Consider the following 23,221-nt stretch of genomic DNA (forward strand, 5'->3'; position numbering starts at 1 on the left):
AGAGCTCCATTCACAATAAAAACTTAGTTATTTACACCATCCATAACTTCTCTTTAAAGTTTTTACAGTTACTCTTCTCTATCATCGCGATATATTAAATTATAATATATTCTATCAAATAGATTGATTTTGTCAATAGTCAAAAAATAAAAATGGCTCCGTGGAAAGGATTCGAACCTTCAACCCTTCGGTTAACAGCCGAATGCTCCACCATTGAGCTACCACGGAACATTTAATACAATAATTATTATAACATATATTTTTTATAATGCAACTATTTTTAATATATTTTTTTGTTTTATTAACATTGAATAACTATAAAGCAGAAAAACTGTCTATAGTTATTCAATATTCTTTAGAATTGCTTACAAAAGGTTTTAATTAATAAAGCTTATTAATTATGTGTTGGTTTCATAGTTGGGAATAAAATTACATCTCTTATGGAATGAGAATCTGTCAAGAACATAACTAGTCTGTCTACTCCTATTCCCAGTCCTCCTGTTGGAGGCATACCTATTTCTAAAGCATTAATAAAGTCCTCGTCCATCATAAATGCTTCATCATCGCCTAATTCTCTTTCTTTTAATTGTTGAATAAATCTCTCCTTTTGTACTATAGGATCATTTAGTTCAGTATATGCATTACATAATTCTCTTCCATATACAAAACCTTCGAATCTTTCTGTATAAGCAGGATTATCAGTTTTCTTTTTACTTAAAGGAGATATTTCAACTGGATAGTCACATACAAAAGTAGGTTGAATTAATTTATCTTCAACATATTCCTCAAAGAAAACATTTAAAACATCTGCTTTTGTACAATCCTCTATTTTCTTCTTTAATTCAAATTCTTTATCTTTAAGAAGCTCCCTCGCTTCTTCATCTGTTTTTATTTCATTAAAATCTACACCTGAAAATTCTTTGACAGCATCTACCATAGTAATTCTCTTCCAAGGCGGTTTAAAATCTATTTCTGTTCCTTCATAATTTACTTTTGTACTTCCACAAACTTTTTCTGCTATATAAGCTACCATATTTTCTGTTATTTCCATCATATCATTATAATCCGCATAAGCTTCATATAATTCAATCATAGTAAATTCAGGATTATGTCTTATGTCTATGCCTTCGTTTCTAAAGTTTTTACCTATTTCATATACTTTTTCAAATCCACCAACTATTAATCTTTTTAAATAAAGCTCAGTAGCAATTCTTAAATACATATCTATATCTAAAGCATTGTGATGAGTTGTAAAAGGTCTTGCTGCTGCTCCTCCAGCTATTGGTGATAATACAGGTGTTTCAACTTCTATATAATCTCTAGCATCTAAAAATTCTCTCATATGCTTTATTATTTTAGTTCTTTTCATAAAAGTATCTCTTACATCTTGATTTACAATTAAATCTACATATCTTTGTCTATATCTTAAATCTGGATCCTTTAAGCCATGCCACTTTTCTGGTAATGGTCTTAAAGATTTTGCTATAAGTTTAAAATCTGTTATATGTATAGAAACTTCTCCTGTTCTTGTTTTAAAAACTGTTCCTGTAATAGAAACAAAATCTCCTATATCAAAAGATTTATATTCTTTTAATCTTTCTTCTCCCACATCATTTATTTTAATATAAAGCTGAATTTTTCCATATCTATCATGGATATCAGAAAATCCAGCCTTACCATGTACTCTTTTTGACATCAATCTTCCAGCTACAGTAACTTCTTTATCTTCTAATTCTTCAAAATTATTTTTTATCTCTTGAGAAGTATGAGTTCTTTCAACCTTAGTTACTTCGAACGGATCTTTCCCCTCCGCTTGAAGATCAAAAAACTTTTGTCTTCTTTCTTGAATAAGTTTATTAAACTCTTCTTCTTCGTTCATTAAATTCTTTTGTTCATTTGACATGCTAGCATTCCTCCAATTAAATTCTTCTTACTGATATTATTTCATACTTACTTATACCATCAGGTACAATTACTTCCACTTTGTCTCCTGCTTTTTTACCTATTAGAGCCTTACCTACTGGTGATTCATTAGAAATTTTGTTTTCTAATGGATCTGCTTCAGCTGAACCTACTATTGTAAATTCATCCTCCTCATTAAAGTCAAAATCTTTAACTTTTACTATACTTCCAACATTTACAGTATCCGCTGGTACTTCATTCTCATCTACTATAGTAGCATTTTTAAGCATATTTTCAAGTTGAATTATTCTACCTTCAACAAAAGCTTGTTCATTTTTGGCCTCATCATATTCTGAGTTTTCACTTAAATCTCCAAAAGATAATGCAACCTTTATTTTTTGTGTAATCTCTTTTCTTTTAACAGTTTTTAAATACTCCAGTTCTTCCTCCAGTTTTTTTATACCCTCATATGTCATAACATATTTTTTTGAATCACTCATGTCATTCTCTCCTTTTAGATCTTTTTTATAAAAAATAATAGTTTTCGTCAAAATCATTGACGTTATTATAAATCAGCATAATTTTAATGTCAACTTAGTATTTAGTAAAATTTATATTTTTACCATTAATTTTAATATTTCTTAATTCAATTCCAGTATATTTTAATACTCTTTTACATTCTTAATCTAAATTGATTCAATAAAGTATATGCTAATTATATTTTCATTATACAAATTCTTTTTTGTATTCCTTTAGTATATTTAATACCTTATCTTTATCTAATTCCTTATTTATAATATCTTTTATTCTACTACAATTTTTTAACCCTTTTATATACCATCCTATATGTTTTCTCATTTCCCTTATTGCTTTTTTTTCATCATAATAATATAAAGCTCTTTGAAAATGCTCTATACATACATCTAATATTTCATCTGGAGAAGGTTTTGATATTGGTTGACCTTGTAATTTTGCCTTTATTTCATTGAATATCCATGGATTACCTAAAGCTCCCCTAGCTACCATTACACCATCACACTCAGTATATTTCATCATATTAATTGCATCTTCTCCTGTAAAAATGTCTCCATTTCCTATTACAGGTATCTTAACAGCTTCCTTTACTTCTTTTATTATTTTCCAATCTGCATTTCCTTGATACATTTGTTCTCTTGTTCTACCATGTATAGTAAGTGCATCTGCTCCTGATGCTTCCATTATCTTAGAAAATTCTACAGCATTTATATTTTCATTATCAAATCCTTTTCTAAATTTAACAGACACTGGCTTATTAGATACTTTTTTTATACTTTCTACTATTTGTGATGCTAATTTAGGATTTTTCATTAAAGCTGATCCTTCTCCATTTTTTACAATTTTAGGTGCTGGACATCCCATATTAATATCTATTAAACAAACATCCTCATTATCATTAAAGTATTTTTCTACTACCGTGGCCATGATTTCAGGTTCTTTCCCAAATATTTGTACCGCTATAGGAAGCTCTTCTTTTGAAAATTTCAACATTTCTTTAGTTTTTTCACTATCATAAAAAAGTGCTTTTGCACTTACCATTTCTGTATATACAAGATTACATCCCATTCTTTTGCATAATCCTCTAAATGCTAAATCTGTAACTCCTGCTAAAGGCGCTAAAAAAACATTGCCATCTAATTCTAAACTAGATATATTCATTAAATATCCAAATCCTTATTTTTTTCATATATTATTCTTAAACCTTCAAGAGTTAAGAATGGATGTATTAAATCTATACTCTGTGATTCTTCACTTATTAATTTAGCCAAACCACCTGTAGCTACTACTAAAGGCTCTTCTTCTCCTAAGTTTATAAGTTCTTCTTTTATTTTTGTAACTATATTATCTACTAATCCACCATATCCATAAATCATTCCCGCTTGCATACTTGCAACAGTATTTTTACATATCACAGTAGGAGGCTTAATAAGTTCCACTCTAGGTAATTTAGCAGCCTTTTCAAATAATGCTTCTGATGATATTTTCATACCTGGCGCTATAGCGCCACCTAAATAGTCTCCTGATTTAGTTACTGCACAAAATGTAGTTGCTGTGCCAAAATCTATTATTACTAAAGGTTTTTTATATAGTTCATGAGCTGCAACAGCATTAACTATTCTGTCTGCTCCTACTTCCTTAGGATTATCATATTTTATATTTATGCCAGTTTTTGTTCCTGGTCCCACTATAATAGGTTTCTTCTTAAAATATTTAGATACCATCCGCTCTACAGAATACATAATATTAGGTACAACTGAAGAAACTATAACTCCTTCTACATCTTCTACCTTCAAATTATTTTGTAAAAATAGTTGTATAACTTGTATACTGTATTCATCCGCAGTTCTCAAAGGGTCTGTGGAGAGTCTCCAATCAGCTATAAGGTTTTTATCTTTATAAAGTCCCAAAACCATATTAGTATTACCTGCATCTAAAACTAATATCATTAGTTTAATCACTCCTTTGATATATATTTATAAAAATATATAACATTGTTTACTTTTGTATTATGTTATATTTTTATATAATTATTCATATTTCTTATATTACACACAAACCATTATAATTTAAAAAAAGATATCTGTAAATTAAAAAGTACAGATATCTTTTTATTACTATCAATAATGAATTTTAAATATTAACGTATTTTATAATAATTAAAACAGAGGAAATCCTCTGTTTTAACTATTTTGAAATATTTCTTCAAATTCTTCTGCTTCTAGTTTTTCTTTTTCTAAGAGTTCTTGAGCAACTGCATGAAGTTTATTTATATTTTCCATTAATAAGTTTTGAGCTCTCTCATATCCTGTATCTATTATTCTTTTAACTTCTTTATCTATCTTAGAGGCTATTTCTTCACTAAAATCTTTAGACTTACCTAAATCCCTACCTAAAAATACTTCTTCATGACCACTTCCAAAAGCTATAGGTCCAAGTACTTCACTCATACCATAATCCATAACCATTTTTTTAGCTATGGTTGTTGATCTTTCTATATCATTTTTAGCACCAGTACTTATATCTCCTATAATTAATTTTTCTGCAACTCTTCCTCCAAGTAATCCTACTATTTCATCTTCTAGTTTAGATTTTGACATATATGCTCTATCCTTTTCAGGAAGATGCATAGTATATCCTCCTGCCATTCCTCTAGGTACTATACTTATTTGATGTACTGGATCTGAATGAGGTAATAATTTCATGACTACAGCATGCCCTGCTTCATGATATGCTGTTAATCTTCTATCTTCTTCATCTATAACCCTACTTTTCTTTTCAGGTCCTGCTATTACTCTAGTTACTGCCTCTTCCAATTCTTCCATTTCTATTTGTTTTTTATTCTTTCTTACTGCTAATAATGCAGACTCATTCATTAAATTTTCTAAATCTGCACCTGTAAATCCTGGTGTTCTCTTAGCCAATATGTCTAATTTAACTTCTTCAGATAAAGGTTTGTTTCTTGAGTGCACTTTTAGTATTTCTTCTCTACCTTTTACATCTGGAGCTCCCACTAGTATTTGTCTATCAAATCTTCCTGGTCTTAATAAAGCTGGATCTAAAATATCTGGTCTATTAGTTGCTGCCACCATTATAATTCCTTCATTAGCTCCAAAACCATCCATTTCTACTAAAAGCTGATTCAGTGTTTGCTCTCTTTCATCATGTCCTCCACCTAATCCTGCTCCTCTTTGTCTTCCAACTGCATCAATTTCATCTATAAATATTATGCATGGTGAATTTTTCTTAGCTTGATCAAATAAATCTCTAACCCTCGATGCTCCTACTCCAACGAACATTTCCACAAAATCTGAACCTGATATACTAAAAAATGGTACCCCTGCTTCACCTGCTATAGCCTTAGCTAGTAAAGTCTTACCTGTTCCTGGAGGACCTACTAATAAAACTCCCTTAGGTATCCTAGCTCCCATCTCAATATATCTTTTAGGTTGTTTTAGAAAATCTACAATTTCTGCTAACTCTTCTTTTTCTTCCTCTGCTCCTGCTACATCATCAAAAGTAACTTTCCGTTTATCTGGTGTTGCCATCTTGGCTCGGCTTTTTCCGAAATTCATAACATTTCTATTTCCGCCGCCACCTTGAGATTGTTGCATAAACATAAACCAAAATATCACAAACATTAAAATGACTAGTGCTGTAGGTATCCAATTTAACCACATAGGTGTCTTTGCAGGTAATGCATATTTTTCTATAACATCTCCATTTTTATCATGAGCACTTATAAATTGATTTAATCTCTCAAAAGGTACTATAGTTTCATACTGAGTTCCATCTTTTAAATTACCGGATACAGTCATTTTATCTTCTTTTACTTCAAAACTTTTTATCTCATTATTAATCCAATGTTTTTGAAATTTATTGAACGTAATAGTTGTCGCTGTTTCATTATTTCTAGCTAAAAACAAAGATGCAAAAATCACAAAAACAAATATAATAACCCAGGCCGTTGCACTTGAAAACTTTTTATTATTCATTGGATGGCCCCCCTTTCTACTAGTTAATAATTACACTGTAAAATTGTATCATATGAATTATGCCTTTACAACATCATTAGTATCAAAATCCTAGTAAATTAACTGTAAACTTCTTCTTTTAATATTGCTATATACGGCAAATTTCTATATTTTTCTGCATAATCCAAACCATATCCTACGATAAAATAATCTGGAACATCAAATCCTATGTATTTAACATTTATATCCGCTTTACGTCTCTCTTGTTTATTTAATAAACAAACTATCTCTATACTAGCTGGTTTTCTTCCCTTAAGATAGTCTACAAGATATCTTAAGGTTATTCCTGAATCTATTATATCTTCAACTATTAATACATCTCTATTTTCAATCTCAAAATCCAAATCCTTTAAGATTCTTACTACCCCTGAGGTTTCACTTGAATTCCCATAACTAGATACAGCCATAAAATCCATATTACATGGTATATTTATCTCTTTCATTAAATCTGCCATGAATATAACAGATCCTTTTAAAACCCCAATTAAAATTAAATCTTTTCCCTTATAGTCCTCACTTATCTTTTTCCCCATTTCTTTAATTTTTTTTCTCAATGCTTCTTCATCATAAAGAATCTCTTTTATGTCGTTTTCACACCAGTTCATTTTCTTTCTCTCCTTCTATCTTTATTTTTAATATGTTTCTTGTACTTTTGTCTACCTTAAACTTTTCACTTATTCTATACCCTACAATCCATGCTATTTCATCACCAAAACAAATTAACGGAACATAATCTCTAAGATGTTTAGGTATTTTAAAATCTATAAATAAATCTTTTATTTTTTTACTTCCCTTCATTCCTAAAGGAGTAAATCTATCTCCATTTTTTCTGTACCTAAACATTATATTACCATTAATTTTATCGAAATCAAAATACTTTACATATGTATTATTCTCCATACCATCCTTTTGTATTTCATTTATTAATTCAAGTTTAACTTGTGCATTATTACCTATAGTATTACTTCCAATTTTTAATATATATTCTATGTCTTTATTATTTTCCCTATTATCTGAAGCTTTTTCAAAAAATACATGTATATCTCCATAATTATTTAATGCCCTTATTTGTTGTGGAAGAGTAATAACCTTACCTGTTGTTCCCTTTTGAAGATTCAATATATCTTCTACATGAATTCTTTCAAAATTGTATAAACTACCTTTTAATGCATTTATACTTTTCCTTATAATTCTACTAACTATGGCTTTATGTTCTAAAAAAGCTTCTTTCTTTATTATTACTTTACCTTTGGTAATTGTACAAAACTCATAAAACTTATTATGACTTACAAGATCTAAATATTCTCTATCTACATCAATATTTTCACCCATTCTATTTATTACAGATATTATATCTTTATTAAAGTTTTCTTGTATATAAGGTATAAGTTCTAATCTTATTTTATTCCTAGTATATATAGATTCTAAATTAGTTTTATCTATTCTAGGATTTAATTGATTTTCTTCACAATAATTTTCTATTTGTTCTCTGTTTATTTCTATTATAGGTCTAATATATATATTATCTCTTATAGCTTTTATTCCTGCAAGTCCTTCAATTCCTGTTCCTCTCATAATTCTCATAAGAATTGTTTCACACTGATCATTGGAATTATGCGCCAATGCAATTTTGTCTGCATTAAGCTCTAATTTTAATTTATTAAAGAAATCATACCTGCACTTCCTACCAGCAACCTCAAAAGATACATTTTCTTTCTTAGCTATTTCTTGTACATTTATTCTAATAGAATGAAACTCTATATCACGTTCTTCGCAAAAACTTTCTACATATTTTTCATCATTATTTGCCTCTTCTCCCCTTAAGCAATGATTTATATGAGCTGCTATTATATCTAGATCATAATTATCTTTTAACCTATACAATATATGTAACAAACACATAGAGTCAGGACCTCCTGACACTCCTACTATTATCTTATCCCCTTTATTTATCATATTATATTTATGTATTGTATCTAGGACTATGTCTATCATTTAATCACTCTTCCTTAAATTTATAATTAAAATTATATCATAAAAAATACCAGAAATCATGATTTTTATAGATTTCTGGTTTATTACTTTAGTGCTAATATAATGAATATATTTTGGAAACTACTACTGTCATATCATCCTTTACCTTACCTTTTGTTAATAACTTAGCCTTTTCTATTATATCTTTGCATATATCCTCAGGTGTATTCATATTAGTTTGCTCCAAATATTCCACTATCCAATCAACTTTTCCAATTTCCTTATTATCATAATCTAATACTCCATCACTAAGCATAACTATTATGTCTCCATTATCTACATCTTTTTTTACAAAATCTACATCTACCTTATCTAATACTCCAATTGGCAAAGTTTTAGAACTTATAACTTCTACTTTACCATTTGATTTTATAAAACTTGGTACAGCTCCAACTTTCATAAAATCTGCTTCACCAGTATATAAATTTATATCACTCAGATCTACCGTTGAAAACTTTTCACTTTCCGAAAAATTTATAGTCATTAAAGAATTAATCATGTTTATAGCATTAATCCTATCAAAACCCATTTTAGCAAATTTCTCTATTAAATTTACAGCAGCACTGCTTTCTTGTCCTGCTTCTGGACCTGATCCCATGCCATCACTTATAACTGCTATATAATTGCCATCTTTTAATTTACCATAGGTATAGCTATCTCCACTATAGGTTTCACCATCCTTACATACTACTTTAGCATAAGTTGATATATGGTATTTAGGACTTTCTTCTAAAGTAATTTCACATGTTTCATTGTTTGCATCTATGTTACAGCAATCATCACTTATACACATAATCTTTCCAGTAGCTTTATTTATGAAAGGAAGTATTTCTTTTATACATCTTTGCTTCCCTCCACAAGGAGAGAGACGTATTTTAACTATTATTTTTCCTGATTTATCATTATACACAAAAATATCTTGATACTTTATTTTATTTTTATTTAAAATTCTTCTTATATCATTTTCAAGATATCTATTAAAATGAATTTCAGAATTTATATTTTCTGTCAGTTCTTCAACTGAATAAGATATATTTGTTATTTGCTCAGCTAAAAAATTTCTATACTCATTTACTCTCTTTTTCCACATTTCATCTATGATATAGTTTTTTATTATATCTTCAGCATTCTTTACTAGCAGTGATCTTTTTATACATTTTCTTTCGATTTCATTTGGTATAATTTTCTTATTGTTTTCAAAATTATTTATAATTTCTGAAAAGGCTGAATAAGTATAAAATCCTTCTCTTTTCCAACACATATGTTTCATATTACATCCACTACAAACTCTATCTGCCAATTTTTCTACCAATGCACTACTCTTTGTTTTCATTTGTAACTTATGGTTTTCTGATAAATTCTCTAATGTTTCTCCCATATATAATAATAATTTTGAGAATTCTGTTAATTTTTCTTGAACCATATCTTTTACTTTAGAAATATAATCATCTTTTATATTTTCACTTTTCATTTCCCAATCTAGATCAGTTTCTATTTTTTTATAAAATTTATTAGGTATTAATAAAAATATACTGCTTCCTAACAATACTTCATTAAATTGTACCTGTACACCTACATCAGAATATAATTTTATTATTGCAAAAGCTATAATATAAGATAATCCACTTACTATTTTTCCACTTTCTTTAAATATTCCTGAAATTAATCCACATATACCAAAGATCCCAACAAAAGTAGTCATATCATTTGTTGATATTCCTATAATAACTCCCATTGCTATACCACATGCTGCTCCTACCGAACTGCCTTTAATATATCCTACCATAACTATTATAAATAATGCTATTATATTTCTTATTGATAATCCAAGTATATTTAATCCCCTTGTTCCTGCAACTATTAATGATAAAGTTATGCACATGCTAATTACTTCTTCACTGCTAAATAAATGTTTTGTTTTAAACCTTTTTACACATATTTTTGAATAATTAATAATATAATATAATGAGAATATGCAACTAGTTTGGAAAAGTGAATTAACTATAGACATAAATGGGGAAATATCAAGTTTAAATCTATTATATACAGATATTCCTAAAAATAATAATATAAATACAGATTTTATAATACTTTTTTCATTTTTACTTCTAAAAATATATGAATTTAAAATTATTAATGATACTAAAATTAAATACATCCATATATTCTTCACCGAATTACGCATGGATATATATCCTACAATAGTCCCTAAAGCTGAAATAAGCTTTATACCTTTTTCTTCTATCAAATTTGATATCAAAAACGCTATACCAAAAGGTGCCATTAGATTTACCATTATTACTCTGCTTATTAATAAACTAGCTAAAAAATAAATTACTAATTTTGTAAATTCTTTAATTAATATATTCTTATTTTTTTTCCCTTCCTCATCTTTTCTTTTTATTCTCTCATAAGGAAGTATATCAATACCATATTGCATTTAATCATCGCCTCCAGTCTTTTTCTATATTATACCAAATCCCTTTGGAAATATTTGTCATTTACTGTGAGGCTAAAAATATTTTTTAGGACATTTATTTATCATATTTAACTTAATACTCAGTTTTAATTTATTAAGTATAATTTTTCATGTAAAAAAAGTAGCAGACCTTTCTGCTACTTTTTATTTTTCATTATTGGTTGCGGAGGTAGGACTTGAACCTACGACCTTCGGGTTATGAGCCCGACGAGCTACCAGCTGCTCCACTCCGCGTCATTATATAAATTGGTGCCGAAGACCGGAATCGAACCGGTACGGTGCTTCAAAACACCGCAGGATTTTAAGTCCTGTGCGTCTGCCAGTTCCGCCACTTCGGCTTATGTGGTAGCGGAAATAGGACTTGAACCTACGACACTTCGGGTATGAACCGAATGCTCTAGCCAGCTGAGCTATTCCGCCACATTATATTTAATTATTATTGGTTGCGGAGGTAGGACTTGAACCTACGACCTTCGGGTTATGAGCCCGACGAGCTACCAGCTGCTCCACTCCGCGTCATTATATAAATTGGTGCCGAAGACCGGAATCGAACCGGTACGGTGCTTCAAAACACCGCAGGATTTTAAGTCCTGTGCGTCTGCCAGTTCCGCCACTTCGGCTTGCGTAAAACTTTTATGTTCTTACGACATGTTTTATTATATATCATGATTATATCTATGTCAACATATTTTTTTATTTTTTTATATAATTATTATATATTTATAAATTTGTCCTTTAAATTATATAATTAAAGAGGCTTTAAAGCCTCTTTTATATCCTTTATTGGGTTGAACTTTTTCTATATCCTCTATTTCTTGTGTCTTGATTCTTTCTTATGTCTTGTAATCTTTCCTCACTTTCCTTTAAAAACTTACTCATGATATCTTCAAAGTCTCTTGATTTATTGGGTTCAGCTTCCTTTTCCCAATCAATTTCTATAGGTCTACAAGACTTTTTTTTAGGTTCTGCTTGCTTTATAGAAAGACTTATTTTCCCTTTTTCATCTACTGATATAACCTTTACCTTTACTTTGTCATTTTCTTTTAGGTAATCTCTAATATCTTTTACATAATTATCAGAAACCTCTGATATATGCACTAAGCCAGTTTTGCCGTCTACTTCGACAAAGGCTCCAAAATTAGTAATGTTAACTACTGTACCTTCTAGTATGTTTCCTGATTTTAAGGTCATATTAAAAAAATTCCTCCTTAAAAATTTAATTATATTTTAAAATTTAATTTAATAAACTACTTTTTACTATCTACTACCGTATTTTCTCCTGGTTTAACTAGTCCGAGTTTTTCTCTAGCTAATTTTTCTATATAATCATTTGTTTTAGTCATATCTATTTCTTCTAGCATTTTTTGATTTTTTGTTTTTACCTCTTCATATTCTAAAGATTTTTCTGCAATTTGGGTGTTTATATTATTCATTATTATTTGTTGTTTCCCAATTATATAACAAACATAGAAGGTTAACAGTACAAAAATAATTTTCTTCTTATTAAATTTTAACCCCATAATTGAATTTTTTCCTTTCACATTTTAATTTAATCTTGTATCTATATTCTAATGTTATTTCAAACTTTCTTCAAGTGATTTTTTCATTTTTATCTCTTTTTATATTTTTTTCTTTTAATTTATAAAATAATATCTCAAAAGGCATAATTAGCATGTTAAAAGTTACTCTTAAAAATCTTCCCAAAATACTTAATATATTAATTAAAAATTTAATAATACTCTTACTTATAAATTTTATATAAAATAACATTCCTAATAGTATAAATAAATAAACATAAAATCCTATATATGCGTAATTTGTATATAATAAAAATATAAAAACTATAATAGCTACTAATATCCAAAATAATATATCCTCTACTACAGTTATTACTTTATTACCTTCATTTTTACCTCTAATTATTCTGTAAAAATCAAACAATATTCCTATAATAAATCCTGAAAGGAAACTAAATACTAACAAATTCAGTTGATGATCCATAGATATTATCATATTTCCTCCTATTTAAATAGTTTTGATAATAACTTTTCTTTGTTCCTTTTGTTTTCTTTATTTAAATATATACATGAATTTATGGTTCCATTAATTACAACATCACCATTTTGTACATCCAATTTACTCATCTTTAATTCTTCTCCTTTTATATGTAAAGTTCCTAGATTAGTATTTAATATTATTTGTTCTTCATTAAAACTTATTACATCTAATACCCCGTCCAAAAATATCCTCTTCCTATTTTCTATTTTTAAAGTACTCCTATCGTCTGTTTTTTTTATATCTTTTTGTTCCATAAAACTCACCCCTACTTTCTCATAATATTTATATGTTCTATACTTTTCTTATATTACTTTGAAATTAAAAATTCATCCTAAAATTTATTTAGGATGAATTTTTAATTTGTTTATTCACTTATTATTTCATACATGTTTTTAGCTTCATTTTTTAATGCATGAGAAGAAGTATCCAATACTTTTGCTTTCATTGTACCTTCTGCATATTTAATTTCTATTAAGTCTCCTTCTTTTACTTCACTTCCTGCTTTGGCTACCTTATCATTTATAAATACTCTGCCACTTTCACAAACCTCTTTAGCTACAGTTCTTCTCTTTATTATTCTAGAAACCTTTAAATATTTATCTAATCTCATTTTTTCCTCCTAAACACAAAAAACCTAGATTTTTACCTAGGTTTTTTGGAAAAGATTTTAAATTACCATATCTTATTTATTAACTCTTTCTTTAAATTCTTTACCTGGTTTAAATACTGGAACTGTTGATTCAGGTATTTGAATTTCTTCTTTAGTTTTTGGATTTCTTCCTATTCTAGCTGCTCTTTTTCTAGTTTCAAATGTTCCAAATCCAACTAATTGTACTTTTTCTCCATTTTCAAGTGTTTCTTCTACAGTTTCAATAAAAGCTTTTAATACTAATTCTGCATCTTTCTTTGTTAATTTTGACTTTTCAGCCATACTTGTGATTAATTCTGATTTGTTCACTTTTGTTACCTCCTTAATTTGAGTATGTTAATTAACTTTTAACCATAGAATAGCATATTCTTTATTAATGTTGAAATTCCTTCTTTAAAAGGAATAATTTAAAGAAAATACTATTTTATTTTTGCTTCTTCCCAAAATTTATCCATTTCTTTAAGAGTCATATCTTTTAAACTCTTTCCTTGTTTAGAAGCACATCTCTCAATATACTCAAATCGATTAATAAATTTCTCTATAGTATAATTTAAAGCATTTTCTGGGTCTATGTCAAGGAATCTTGCTACATTTACTGTTGAAAATATTAAATCTCCTACTTCTTCTAATATTTTTTCCCTATTTTTATTTTTATATACATCTTTTACCTCATTTAATTCCTCATAAACTTTATCTAACGCATCTTCTACTCTGTTCCAATCAAATCCAACTTTTGCAGCTTTTTTTTGGACTTTTTCTGCCCTCATTAGTGCCGGCAAAGTTTTAGCTATATGTTTTAATTCTTCAGTATAAGTTTTAAATCCTTTTTCCTTCTTTTTTATCTTCTCCCAATTCTCTAAAACTTGCTTTGACGAATTAACTATATTATTTTTAAACACATGAGGATGTCTATCAATCATTTTGTTGCAAACAGTAGTTATTACATCATTAATGTTGAAATATCCTTTTTCCTTTCCTATTTGGCAATGAAATACTATTTGGAATAGTACATCGCCTAATTCCTCTATTATCATATCATCATTTTTACTATTTACAGCTTCTATTACTTCATAACATTCCTCTATTAAATATCTTTTTAAAGTTTCATGGGTTTGCTCTCTATCCCAAGGACAGCCTTCTTCCCCTCTTAATATATCCATTATATCTAATAAATCATAAAAATCTTTTATAGTATTTTGTTCATCTTTTGGAATGTACAATGATGTTAAATAATCTATATCTTCTTCTCTATCTAATTCATATAATTTAATTTTCTTTATTTTTTCTATTTCTTCTATGCCAGCTCCTCTTATAAAGAATATTTCATATTCATCTCCATAATAATCCATTAATTGCAATTTAACTTCTGATGCAATAAATTTATCATATATCTGGGTTACTATTGTTCCTATTCTTTTATCTAGAATTTCATTTTTTATATTAAATGCATCAACTATCTTCACTCCATTTATAGGATCAATTTGCATACTTTCTAATATTGAATCTATAAAACTAACTGCCGGCAGAATTTTAAAAGGTATATTATTTTTATTACACATTTTAATTAAATTTTCTACAGATTTTTCTGCTACCAATGGATGTCCGGGCACTGCATAAACTATGTCTTCATTTTCTTTATATACTTTTATTATGTCCATAGCTATATAATTATAAACATCATCAAACTTATTTGAGCTATCATAGATATTATCAAAAGTTTTAAATTTTATATCTAATTTCTTTAGATATTCTACAGTAGGATGTTTTTCTGTCCTAAGATAAATTTTTTTACAGTTTTCAAGAATTTTTAATGTGCCAAGAGTTAGTGCATCTTTAGAGCCAGGTCCTAAACCTACAATGTATATCATACTTTTTCTCTCCTTTTGTATCTGTATATCTTATTTTTTACATGTCTGTATTCAAATATATTTAACATCATAACTAATATACTATATATTATAATACCAAAAAGTATAGAGATTAAGCATGAAATAGAATTCTTTAAAGTTATTTTATAAATAATATTGTAAGATATAATTACTCCAAATATCATAATAATTGAGGCTAAAAGTGGCTTCAATATTACTTTCTTGTATTCAATTTTTACTTTTAACATCCTTTTGACACATATTATATTAAGTATTGTAGATATGCTATATCCTAATATAGTTCCTATTACAGCTCCATATACGTTTATATTTTCTATTGGAACTAATGATCTAGTTATGAAAAATTTTGCTACACATCCTATAAGTAGATTTATTACAGGTATTACATATATACCTATACCTTGCAATATAGAAGTAAATGTTTGACATAATGCTATAAATGGTATTGATATGGATAAATATTTTAAAATTTTGAATCCTTCATAATTTCCTATAAATAAAAGAGACATAATAGGTTTTGATAGAAAAAAAAGTCCTATAAATGATGGTATTGATATAACTGTAGAAAATTTAATAGCTTGATTCACTTTATGTACCAAATCATTTCTCCTATTTAATATATAATATTCTGCTATTATAGGTACTATTGATGTGCATAACGCCATAGAAACTGTAAGAGGTACATTGATTAACACAAATGCCTTCCCTGTAAGTTGTCCATATAAAATAGCGGCCTCTTTATAGCTTAGTCCCCCTTGTACTAATTTACCTGGAACTAAAGCCGAATCTATTAAACTCATTATACTACTTACAGTAGCTCCTAAAGATATAGGTATAGATATATAAATAAGTTTACTTAATATATCTAAATCATCTTTAACTATTTTAACATTAAGTTCTGATTTAACACTTTTATACTTTGAATATAAATATATATTTCCTAAAACTGCTCCTGCTGTAGCTCCTAAACTAGCTCCTCCTGCAGCAAATTCTATACCCTTTGGTAGTAATACTATAACCAAACCTATCCCTATAATGACTCTTCCTAATTGTTCTATAATTTGTGATACTGCTGTAGGTGTCATATTTTGCATTCCTTGAAAAAAACCTCTAAATGTACTCATTATTGATATAAAGACAGGCGCTATGGAAATCCCTAAAAGTGAATAATAAGATTTATAATCCCAATTAAAAATTCTAACTATGAATTTAGATAATATTAATATTATTGCAGTAAATCCTCCTCCAATGAAAATCATTAGTATTAATGATTTCCTAAATACTTGTATTATACCTTCATTGTCACCTATAGCATTTCTTTCTGATACCATTTTTGATATAGCCACAGGTATTCCAGAAGAAACCGCTATAAAAAATAGATAAAGAGGATACGCCATCTGATAATAACCTATCCCTTCATCTCCTATTAACATTATTAATGGCCATCTAAAAAATAAGCCTAAGAACTTAGCAAATACTCCTGCTATTCCTAAAATAAAAGTTCCTTTAATAAGAGAATGTTTCTTCATAATATAAATACCTCCAAAATCCTTATAAATATACTTATTTGAATTTTGGAGATATTATTACTTTTGTTGAATATTTTATTATACTTGTGTTAATAATCCATTTATGAACAATAAATTCATATGTATTATTTATTGTTCCATTTGTTTGCCCAAGAAGGATGATGCAGTTTCAGCTAATTTTAGTTCTACTTCTCCAAATTCTTCATCTTTGTCTTTTGACACTATAATAACAGCTCCAATTGCATCTCCTTCAGCAATTATTGGTGATATAACTTGCGTTGCATATTTTCCTTCGAACTCTTCATCATCATAAAGAGGTATTATTTCTCTTTCTTTTGATATAAGTATAGTCCTTCTTTCTTCGATAATTTTTTCTAGTTCAAAACTAATCTTTTTGTCCATATATTCTTTCTTCTGAACTCCACTAACAGAGACTAACATATCTCTATCACAAATAATAACTATATTTCCTATAGTCTGCTGTAAAGATTCAGCATATCCCTTAGAAAATTCGCTTAATTCCCCTATTGGTGAATACTTTTTTAATATTACTCCTCCTTCCCTATCAGTAAATATCTCTAAAGGATCTCCTTCTCTTATTCTTAGTGTCCTCCTTATTTCTTTAGGTATAACAACTCTTCCAAGATCGTCTATCCTTCTTACTATTCCAGTTGCTTTCATTTAATATCCTCCTTTTCAATATATTTAAAAGATGTACTAATATTATCTTTCTTTTTATGAAATTTTATACACATTTGTAATTTAAAAAGCCCAGAATTTTAAATTCTGGGCTTTTTATTACATAATATTCTTTTCATATTTTTTTGTTTCTACCTTTAACTCTTCTTTCCATTGTTTAATTTTTTCGTTAAATACTTTTTCTTTTTCTGATTGTAAAAGGTCTTTCTTTATTTGTTCTTTAACCGTATTAAAATCTTTAAATGTAACTTCATCCTTATCTATAAGTTTTATAACATGATATCCATATCTACTTTTTACTGGTTGAGATATTTGACCTTTATCAAGTTTTGTAATAGCATCTGCAAAAGATTTAACTACAGATGAATATGGTGTCTTACCTAAATCACCTGAATTTTCTTTAGCACTAGGATCTATAGAAATTTCTTTTGCAATCTTCTTTATATCTTCTCCTTTATCTAATCTTTCTTTAACTTTTTTTGCATCTTCTTCTTTTTCTACTAATACATGTTGAGCATGAAACTGAGGATTATTTTCTGCAAAAGTGTACTTATTTTCTTCATAATGCTTTTTAGCAGAATTATCATCTACTTTTATATCTTGCGTAACTTTTTCCATAACCTCTTTTGTCAAAAATTCATTTTTATAAACATTCTTAAGAACTTCTTCTTTTACCCCCATTTTTTTTAGATATTCTTCATACTTATTTTTATCTCCTTGAAAAGCTTTTTCCACAAATTCTTTTAAGCTTTTATCAACTTCTTTTTCAATTTTAGCATTATCAACTTTTAATTCTTTTGACTTTTGTGAAATTACTTCTTCCTGTACCATCTGTTGTAATACTTGGTTTTTAACCTGTGATAATTGGTCTTTGATTTCAGAGTTATTTAAAAAATCTTTACCATATTGTTCTTCTAACATGCTTAATTCTCCTGTAAATCTTAAGGCATTTGTAAAATATGTATCTAATTCTCCTCTAGTTATTGTTTTTTCACCAACCTTAGCAATAGGACTTTTTTTTATGGCCTCTGGTGTTTTCTCTATCATATTGCATCCTACTACTGACATTGAAAAAAGTAGTGCAAAAAATAGTGCTGTAATTTTTTTAATATTATTTTTAAAATGTTTCACGGTTATTCCTCCAATTCATAATTAAATTACATTAATATTATACTATATTAATGTATAATTTTTTATTTAGCCTTTATGTTTTTTATATATTCTATAAATTTCTTTAATTTATCTAATAAATCTTCTTTTTTTATTTCCTCAAGTCTATATCCTAATGCTGGTTTTTTACCAAATTTAAATGAAACTATTCTATTAAATTCAGTTTTTATATCTATCATCATTTTTTGATTTAAATCATCTATACTTTGAAATTGTATTAGTATTTCTTCTCCTTTTTCATTTATTTCCTCTATTCTAAGTTCCTTTGCTATACTTCTTATATATGCTATATCCATAAGATTCTGTACGGATAATGGTATATTAGAATACCTATCTTCTAATTCTTCTTGTACATCCATATAGTCATCATAAGAGCTAATGCTAGCAATCTTTTTGTATATCTCTATTTTTTGACTTTCATCTTTTATATAATCATTAGGAATATAAGCATCAACTTTAATTTCTACAGTAGTTTCTATAGGTTCTATATTGGTTTCTCCCTTTTTCTCTTTTATAGTATCTTCTAGCATTTTACAATATAAATCATATCCAATAGAAGCCATATGTCCATGTTGAGATGAACCCATCATATTTCCTGCTCCTCTTATTTCTAAATCTTTTAAAGCTATCTTAAATCCAGATCCCAATTCTGTAAACTCTTTTATTGCTTTCAATCTTTTTTCTGCTACTTCTGTTAAAATTTTATCTTTCTTATAAGTTAAATAACAATAGGCCATTCTATTACTTCTACCAACTCTTCCCCTTAATTGGTACAATTGTGATAGTCCCATTTTATCAGAATCATATATTATCATAGTATTTACATTTTGTATGTCCATTCCAGTTTCAATTATAGTGGTAGCAACTAGTATATCATACTCCTTGTTCATAAAATCCATTACTATCTTTTCTAGCTCTCTTTCCTTCATTTGTCCATGCGCTATTCCAACCTTAGCTTCTGGCAATAATTTAGAAATATGTGCTGCAATTTCTTTTATATTTTCTACTCTGTTATATACAAAATATATCTGTCCACCTCTATTTAACTCTCTTAAAATGGCATCTTTAATAAGCTGATCATTATATTCAACTACGTAAGTTTGTATAGGATACCTATCTTCTGGAGGTGTTTCTATAATACTTATATCTCTAACTCCTACTAATGACATATGTAGCGTTCTTGGAATAGGTGTAGCACTAAGTGTAAGTACATCTACATTTTTCTTAAATTCTTTTATTTTTTCTTTATGCTTTACACCAAATCGCTGCTCTTCGTCTATTATTAAAAGACCTAAATCCTTAAACTGAACATCCTTTTGTAAAATTCTATGAGTTCCTATTAAAATATCTATATTTCCTTCCTTCAAAGCTTTTATAGTGATTTTCTGTTGTGCTGGTGTCCTAAACCTACTTACCATTTCTATATTTACTGGAAAATCTGAAAACCTTTTTATTAAATTATTATAATGCTGTTGTGCTAATATTGTAGTAGGAACTAAGAACGCTACTTGTTTGCCATCCATAACAGCTTTAAAAGCTGCTCTAAGCGCTACTTCTGTTTTGCCGTACCCTACATCACCACAAAGTAACCTATCCATAGTTCTATTTGATTCCATATCATTTTTTATCTCTTCTATAGCAGTAATTTGATCTGGCGTTTCTTCATAAGGAAATTCTTCTTCAAACTGTTTTTGCCAAACTGTATCCTTAGAAAACTTGTATCCTCTTAAAGTAGATCTGACAGCATATAGATTTACTAAATCTTCAGCTATTTCCTCTATGGATTTTCTAGCTTTATTCTTAGTTTTTGTCCATTCAGCATTACCTAACTTATTTATTTTAGGAGTTTTACCTTCTCCTCCTATATATTTTTGAACTATATCTAGTTGCTCTACTGGCACATAAAGTTTATCATCCCCATAGTATGTTAGCTCTAAATAATCTTTTCTATGTCCTCCAACTTCTAATTGCTTAATTCCCTTATATACACCTATTCCGTGATTTACATGAACTACATAGTCTCCTGGCTTTAAATCCGTAAAACTCTTTATTCTACTAAAACCCTTTTTAGTATTAATTTTTTTATTTTTTCTTCTCTTGGCTTCTCCAAATACTTCTTTATCTGATATAATACATAACTTAAAATCTGGATATTCATATCCTTTTATTTGACCTCCAAAAGTTACAACTACTTCTCCTGGTAAAATTTCATCTACTAAATCCTTGTAGACACTCTCTATACCTCTATCTCTTAAAGTATCTACAAGTCTTTCCCCTCTAGCTCTAGTTCCTGCAAGAATTACTGTTTTATATCTTTTTTCTTTTTTTGTTATAATATCTTCTATAAGTAAATCAATTTGACCTTGATAATTCTGTGATGTAATTTCTTTAAAATTTATAGTTTCCCTTTCTTTTAAAATATCTGTTTTCTTAGAAAACACATTTAAAGTTATGACTTTACTTGCTTCTAATGCTTCCCATATATCCTCTTTAGGTACTAGCAGATTTCCTTGAGCTGGTAATATATCTCCCCTTTTAAGAAAACTATCATAACTATCATAATATTCATAATATACACTATCTAATTTTCCTTTGCATCTCTGTATATCATCTACTACAATCAGGCAATCCTTAAAATAATTTAAAAAAGATGTCGTAGTATCATATAAATATGGCAAATAACTATCTATAGTTTCAAAAGTCCATGTTTCTTTTAAACATTCTATATTTTTATTAACTATATTCTGTAATTTATTAAAAGCCTCTTTGTTATTTAAAGCTTCCAAATTGCTTTTTACTTTTTCTAAATCCATTATAATTTTTTCACAAGCCAGCTCTATATTTTCTTTATCCAATATAATCTCTTTGGCTGGAAATACTTCTATTGAATCCACTTTTTCTATACTTCTCTGAGATTCGGTATTAAAGTTTCTTATAGAATCTATTTCATCATCAAAAAATTCTATTCTATAAGGTTCTGAAGAGATTGGTGGGAATATATCAAGTATACCCCCTCTTATAGAAAATTGACCTTTATTGCGTACTAAATCCACTCTCTCATATCCTGATTTTAAAAGTTTTTCACTTAAATCATTATAGTTAACTACATCTCCTATAGAAAATTTAAAAAAATACTCTTTATATAAGTTTAATGGTATACATACTGGTGCTATGGACTCTATTGATGTAACTATAATTTTCTTCCCAGGTTCTAATATACGTTTTATTATTTTTAGTCTTTCCCATCTTAAATCTCCAGATATGGCATCTATATTATAAAACACCACTTCCCTGCTTGGGAAATAATGTACATTCGGTTCATAAAAGAATAAGTCTTCATAAATATTTTTTGCTTCTATATCACTATGAGTAAGTATTAGTAGAGGCTTGTCTATTTCATCATACACCCCTTTAATTAGATAACTCTTAGAAGAATCTTCTAAGCCCGTTATGTTTAAGGGATACCTTCCACTTTGTATATTATCTTTTATATCCTTAAATTCCTTACTATCTTTTAATGGTTTTAAAATACCATTTAATCTCATAATAAAATTCACCTCATTAATAAAATTACTATGCTTTAAAATTGTTGTATTTATTCATAGCCTCTTGTGGTCCTTGGCTAATTATGGTATAAGCTAGCTCAGGAATTATATTTAAAACTTCTTCTATATTTTTTTGTTTTTCTTTTGGGAACTTTCCTAAAACATGAGATACCATATCTCTTTCAGGTTTTCCCACTCCAATTCTTACTCTGATAAATTCTTCGCTATTTAAATTGTGTATAATACTTTTAATACCATTATGTCCACCAGCACTTCCTTTTGTTCTTATTCTTAATCTACCTACTTCTAAATCTACATCATCATAAATTACTATTACATTTCCAATTGGTATATTATAATAATTTATTATTTCTCTTAAACTTTCTCCACTAAGGTTCATATATGTAGTTGGTTTTAAAAGCATTACTTTTTCATTTGATATATGTCCTTCTCCAAATACTCCTTTAAATCTTTCCCTTTTCATAGGAATATTATACTCATAGCTTATTTTATCTATAGCTTCAAACCCTATGTTGTGTCTAGTTTTTTCATATTCCTTTCCTGGATTTCCTAGTCCCACTAATAAAAACATACCATACTTCCTCCATTTTTACATTTAATATATAACATTTTATACTAAACACAAAAAATAATAAAGAGAATACATCCCTTTATTATTTTTTGTATATTAATAATATT

20 protein-coding genes and 6 tRNA genes are annotated in these 23,221 nt (G+C 28.0%); all 26 read right to left on the reverse strand.

From position 1 onward, the window contains the following. Nucleotides 1-153: 153 nt before the first annotated feature. The 26 genes from CKV72_RS11415 to pth all read right to left on the reverse strand — a co-directional run bounded on the left by CKV72_RS11415 (nucleotide 154) and on the right by pth (nucleotide 23,114). Nucleotides 154-228: transfer RNA gene (locus CKV72_RS11415), tRNA-Asn, on the reverse strand. Nucleotides 229-394: 166 nt separating this feature from the next. Further along, entirely contained in the window at nucleotides 395-1,903 is a 1,509-nt protein-coding gene (gene lysS, locus CKV72_RS11420) for a lysine--tRNA ligase (protein ID WP_089864352.1), read from the reverse strand. A 16-nt stretch (nucleotides 1,904-1,919) separates the two neighbouring features. Beyond that, nucleotides 1,920-2,402 (reverse strand): transcription elongation factor GreA, encoded by a 483-nt coding sequence (gene greA / locus CKV72_RS11425; RefSeq protein ID WP_089864355.1) that lies wholly within the window; start codon nucleotides 2,400-2,402, stop codon nucleotides 1,920-1,922. A 226-nt stretch (nucleotides 2,403-2,628) separates the two neighbouring features. Next, the gene (gene dusB, locus CKV72_RS11430) at nucleotides 2,629-3,597 is read right to left on the reverse strand and encodes a tRNA dihydrouridine synthase DusB (RefSeq protein WP_089864359.1); all 969 of its coding nucleotides are present in this window, start codon (nucleotides 3,595-3,597) and stop codon (nucleotides 2,629-2,631) included. Beyond that, nucleotides 3,597-4,385: a type III pantothenate kinase gene (locus CKV72_RS11435; protein ID WP_089864362.1), complete on the reverse strand. Its 789-nt coding sequence runs from the start codon at nucleotides 4,383-4,385 to the stop codon at nucleotides 3,597-3,599. Before CKV72_RS11435 ends, dusB begins: the two co-directional genes overlap by 1 nt. Nucleotides 4,386-4,619: 234 nt before the next feature. Then, nucleotides 4,620-6,431, reverse strand: coding sequence for an ATP-dependent zinc metalloprotease FtsH (gene ftsH, locus CKV72_RS11440; RefSeq protein ID WP_089864365.1), 1,812 nt, complete (start codon nucleotides 6,429-6,431; stop codon nucleotides 4,620-4,622). A gap of 98 nt (nucleotides 6,432-6,529) precedes the next feature. Next, complete coding sequence (gene hpt, locus CKV72_RS11445; RefSeq protein WP_089864368.1) at nucleotides 6,530-7,075, reverse strand: hypoxanthine phosphoribosyltransferase; 546 nt, start codon at nucleotides 7,073-7,075, stop codon at nucleotides 6,530-6,532. Continuing rightward, entirely contained in the window at nucleotides 7,062-8,465 is a 1,404-nt protein-coding gene (gene tilS, locus CKV72_RS11450) for a tRNA lysidine(34) synthetase TilS (protein WP_089864371.1), read from the reverse strand. The genes hpt and tilS overlap by 14 nt, the downstream gene beginning before the upstream one ends. A gap of 94 nt (nucleotides 8,466-8,559) precedes the next feature. Continuing rightward, nucleotides 8,560-10,944, reverse strand: a complete 2,385-nt coding sequence (gene spoIIE, locus CKV72_RS11455; RefSeq protein WP_095178304.1) for a stage II sporulation protein E — start codon at nucleotides 10,942-10,944, stop codon at nucleotides 8,560-8,562. Between the two features lie 197 nt (nucleotides 10,945-11,141). Next, nucleotides 11,142-11,217 (reverse strand) — tRNA-Met (locus CKV72_RS11460). Nucleotides 11,218-11,230: 13 nt separating this feature from the next. Further along, a tRNA-Leu gene (locus tag CKV72_RS11465) sits at nucleotides 11,231-11,321 on the reverse strand. Nucleotides 11,322-11,326: 5 nt separating this feature from the next. Continuing rightward, nucleotides 11,327-11,403: transfer RNA gene (locus CKV72_RS11470), tRNA-Met, on the reverse strand. 20 nt (nucleotides 11,404-11,423) lie between these two features. After that, nucleotides 11,424-11,499 (reverse strand) — tRNA-Met (locus CKV72_RS11475). A 13-nt stretch (nucleotides 11,500-11,512) separates the two neighbouring features. Further along, a tRNA-Leu gene (locus CKV72_RS11480) sits at nucleotides 11,513-11,603 on the reverse strand. A gap of 160 nt (nucleotides 11,604-11,763) precedes the next feature. Beyond that, nucleotides 11,764-12,174: a S1 domain-containing RNA-binding protein gene (locus CKV72_RS11485; RefSeq protein ID WP_089864376.1), complete on the reverse strand. Its 411-nt coding sequence runs from the start codon at nucleotides 12,172-12,174 to the stop codon at nucleotides 11,764-11,766. 56 nt (nucleotides 12,175-12,230) lie between these two features. Continuing rightward, nucleotides 12,231-12,503 carry an FtsB family cell division protein gene (locus tag CKV72_RS11490; RefSeq protein WP_089864379.1) on the reverse strand — a complete coding sequence of 91 codons (273 nt, stop codon included), beginning with the start codon at nucleotides 12,501-12,503 and terminating at the stop codon, nucleotides 12,231-12,233. A 70-nt stretch (nucleotides 12,504-12,573) separates the two neighbouring features. Beyond that, nucleotides 12,574-12,996: a spore cortex biosynthesis protein YabQ gene (gene yabQ / locus CKV72_RS11495; protein WP_089864382.1), complete on the reverse strand. Its 423-nt coding sequence runs from the start codon at nucleotides 12,994-12,996 to the stop codon at nucleotides 12,574-12,576. Nucleotides 12,997-13,004: 8 nt separating this feature from the next. After that, nucleotides 13,005-13,295 carry a sporulation protein YabP gene (gene yabP / locus CKV72_RS11500; RefSeq protein ID WP_089864386.1) on the reverse strand — a complete coding sequence of 97 codons (291 nt, stop codon included), beginning with the start codon at nucleotides 13,293-13,295 and terminating at the stop codon, nucleotides 13,005-13,007. Between the two features lie 110 nt (nucleotides 13,296-13,405). After that, nucleotides 13,406-13,651: an RNA-binding S4 domain-containing protein gene (locus tag CKV72_RS11505; RefSeq protein WP_089864389.1), complete on the reverse strand. Its 246-nt coding sequence runs from the start codon at nucleotides 13,649-13,651 to the stop codon at nucleotides 13,406-13,408. Nucleotides 13,652-13,723: 72 nt separating this feature from the next. After that, a complete protein-coding gene (locus CKV72_RS11510) occupies nucleotides 13,724-13,999 on the reverse strand; it encodes an HU family DNA-binding protein (protein WP_089864393.1) in 276 nt (91 codons plus the stop codon). A 110-nt stretch (nucleotides 14,000-14,109) separates the two neighbouring features. After that, entirely contained in the window at nucleotides 14,110-15,558 is a 1,449-nt protein-coding gene (gene yabN / locus CKV72_RS11515; protein WP_095178305.1) for a bifunctional methyltransferase/pyrophosphohydrolase YabN, read from the reverse strand. Then, nucleotides 15,555-17,108 carry a putative polysaccharide biosynthesis protein gene (locus CKV72_RS11520; RefSeq protein WP_089864399.1) on the reverse strand — a complete coding sequence of 518 codons (1,554 nt, stop codon included), beginning with the start codon at nucleotides 17,106-17,108 and terminating at the stop codon, nucleotides 15,555-15,557. Before CKV72_RS11520 ends, yabN begins: the two co-directional genes overlap by 4 nt. 129 nt (nucleotides 17,109-17,237) lie before the next feature. Continuing rightward, nucleotides 17,238-17,789, reverse strand: coding sequence for a stage V sporulation protein T (spoVT, locus tag CKV72_RS11525; RefSeq protein WP_089864402.1), 552 nt, complete (start codon nucleotides 17,787-17,789; stop codon nucleotides 17,238-17,240). Nucleotides 17,790-17,906: 117 nt separating this feature from the next. Next, on the reverse strand, nucleotides 17,907-18,938 hold the full coding sequence (locus CKV72_RS11530) for a peptidylprolyl isomerase (protein WP_157726569.1): 1,032 nt from the start codon (nucleotides 18,936-18,938) through the stop codon (nucleotides 17,907-17,909). A gap of 62 nt (nucleotides 18,939-19,000) precedes the next feature. Beyond that, complete coding sequence (mfd, locus tag CKV72_RS11535; protein WP_095178307.1) at nucleotides 19,001-22,522, reverse strand: transcription-repair coupling factor; 3,522 nt, start codon at nucleotides 22,520-22,522, stop codon at nucleotides 19,001-19,003. 28 nt (nucleotides 22,523-22,550) lie between these two features. Beyond that, on the reverse strand, nucleotides 22,551-23,114 hold the full coding sequence (gene pth / locus CKV72_RS11540; protein WP_089864411.1) for an aminoacyl-tRNA hydrolase: 564 nt from the start codon (nucleotides 23,112-23,114) through the stop codon (nucleotides 22,551-22,553). Nucleotides 23,115-23,221: the final 107 nt, after the last annotated feature.

It is taken from the genome of Clostridium cochlearium (assembly GCF_900187165.1).
GTDB classification, from domain to species: Bacteria; Bacillota; Clostridia; order Clostridiales; family Clostridiaceae; genus Clostridium_G; species Clostridium_G cochlearium.